Here is a 2062-nt window from a genome sequence, read left to right on the forward strand (position 1 = left end):
GTAAGCGCTCCATAAACCCCGTCCTGGCGGACGGGTTTGTTTTCAGGAAGCAGAGGCAGAAGCTGGCGAGCAGTTCCACGGCAGCAGCGCTTCGTAGTCTTCGACGCTCTGTGCCGCAGGCAGGCGTTCAAGGATGTGGCGCAGCCAGGCGTAGGGCTCCTGCCCGTTGGCTTTCGCGGTTTCGATCAGGCTGTAGATCTGCGCGCTGGCCGTGGCACCCTTGGGCGTGTCGCTGAACAGCCAATTCTTGCGGCCGATGACGAACGGTCGGATGGCGTTCTCGGCGCGGTTGTTGTCGATCGGTAGATGCCCACCTTCGATGTAGCGCACCAGCCTGCTCCAGTTGCTGGCCAGGTAGTTCACCGCCTTGCCCAGGGCCGTCTGCCCAGCGACCTGCGGCTGGGTTTTGTCCAGCCAGGCCTTGAGTTGGTCGAGCAGCGGCTGGCTGCGTTGTTGGCGGGCGGCCAGGCGTTCGCTGTCGTCGACCTCTTTAAGATCGCGCTCGATGCCGTAAAGCTTGTTGATCAGGTTCAGCGCCATGTCGGCACGGCCGGTCTTGCCCTTGGGCTGCACTTTCTGCGCCTCGACGAACTTGCGCCGCGCATGCGCCCAGCAGGCCAACCGCTCGATGCCCTCTTGCACGGCCACGGCGTTGTAGCCGGCGTAGTCGTCGGTCATCAGGTAGCCGCGGTAGCCATCGAGCAGGCGTAGCGGCACCTCCTGCGCACGGCTGGCTGTGTAGTCGAAAAGGATCACCGGCTTGTCCGGCGGCCCACCGCTTTGCACCCACATCCAGGATTGTGCCGAGGGGTCGCGTCCCAGTTCATGCAGCACCTGCAGACGCGTTTCGTCGCAGTGCAACACGGGGTATTCGAACAGTTTGTCGCGCATCAGGTTGAGCAGCGGTTGCAGTTGCTCGCCACTTTGGATCACCCAACGCGCCAGGGTCTGCCGTGGGATGTCGACGCCGTGGCGGCTGAGCATCCTCTCGAAGCGGTACAGCGGGATGCCGTCGGCGTACTTGGTGGTCAGCAGCATCGCCAATACGCTGGGGCTGGCCAGGCTCTTCTCGATCAGTTGTGCCGGCTTGTCGGCGGTGACCGGCGCGGTTTCACAGGCCTTGCAGGCGTAGGTCTTGCGGATGTGGCGGATGACCCGCACCTGCATCGGGATGATCTCCAGCTGCTCGCTGGTCTCTTCACCGATGACCTGTTTGCAGGCGCCGCAGGCGCAGGTCAGTTCGTGCTCGGGCAGCTCATGGATGACCTCCACACGCGGCAGGTTGGCCGGCAGCGGCTTGCGTTTGCCACGGCGCTTGACCGGCGCAACGACTTCTTCGGCTTCGGCTTCGGCTTCGGCTGGCTCGGCGGCCAGCGCTTCGATCAGCTCTTCGGCCTCGTTGAACATGGCCAACTGCGGTGAGTCGGCATCTTCAGGGCTGCGCTCGGACTTGGGCGAGAACAGCTTGTGGCGCAGCAGGGCGACCTGTTCCTGAAGTTGTTCTATGCGAGCATCTTTCGCAGCCGCCTGTTCACTGGCCAGCAGCAGTAAATGCTTGAGCAGGATTGGGTCGTCAGGAAGGGATTCGGGCACGGCGATCATGGCCGTGGATTATACCGGCTCAGGTCACGAAGCGCGGCGTCAGTATCTGGTGCGGGCGGTTACGCCACAGGTCGATGCCGTCGAGCAGCCAGTTCAACTCATCGACCGTCAGCTCAATGGCCTCGTCACCGGCATCGGGTTTGGTCTTGAAGCGCTCGGCTTCCAGACGCTTGAGCCACAGGCAGAAGCCATTGCGCTCCCAGTAGAGAATCTTGACCTGGCTGCGGGTGCGATTGAGGAACACGAACAGCACCGGGTTGAACACCTCCACCTTGATGTCCAGCTCGACCAGCGCCGCCAGGCCATTGATGGATTTGCGGAAGTCGACAGGCTTGGGATACAGATAAACCTTTTGGACCTTGGCGTCGGGACGCATCATGGGATGAACTCCAGAGAAAACAGGAGTTCAGCATCCGCTGATCTGCGGGCTATAGGCAGGTGGGGTTTATGGAGCGCTTAC

The 2062-nt window shown here is 62.3% G+C and carries 2 protein-coding genes; both read right to left on the reverse strand.

From position 1 onward, the window contains the following. Nucleotides 1–42: 42 nt before the first annotated feature. Nucleotides 43–1602, reverse strand: a complete 1560-nt coding sequence (gene tnpC / locus BM395_RS23060) for an IS66 family transposase (RefSeq protein ID WP_090515968.1) — start codon at nt 1600–1602, stop codon at nt 43–45. A 19-nt stretch (nt 1603–1621) separates the two neighbouring features. After that, nucleotides 1622–1981: an IS66 family insertion sequence element accessory protein TnpB gene (gene tnpB, locus BM395_RS23065; RefSeq protein ID WP_003460146.1), complete on the reverse strand. Its 360-nt coding sequence runs from the start codon at nt 1979–1981 to the stop codon at nt 1622–1624. Between the last annotated feature and the right edge of the window lie 81 nt (nt 1982–2062).

Source organism: Pseudomonas marincola, assembly GCF_900116605.1.
GTDB classification, from domain to species: Bacteria; Pseudomonadota; Gammaproteobacteria; order Pseudomonadales; family Pseudomonadaceae; genus Aquipseudomonas; species Aquipseudomonas marincola.

Coding starts and splice junctions, on each gene's coding strand:
- tnpC (WP_090515968.1), bottom strand. CDS start 1,602: ATGATCGCCGTGCCCGAATCCCTTCCTGACGACCCAATCCTGCTCAAG.
- tnpB (WP_003460146.1), bottom strand. CDS start 1,981: ATGATGCGTCCCGACGCCAAGGTCCAAAAGGTTTATCTGTATCCCAAG.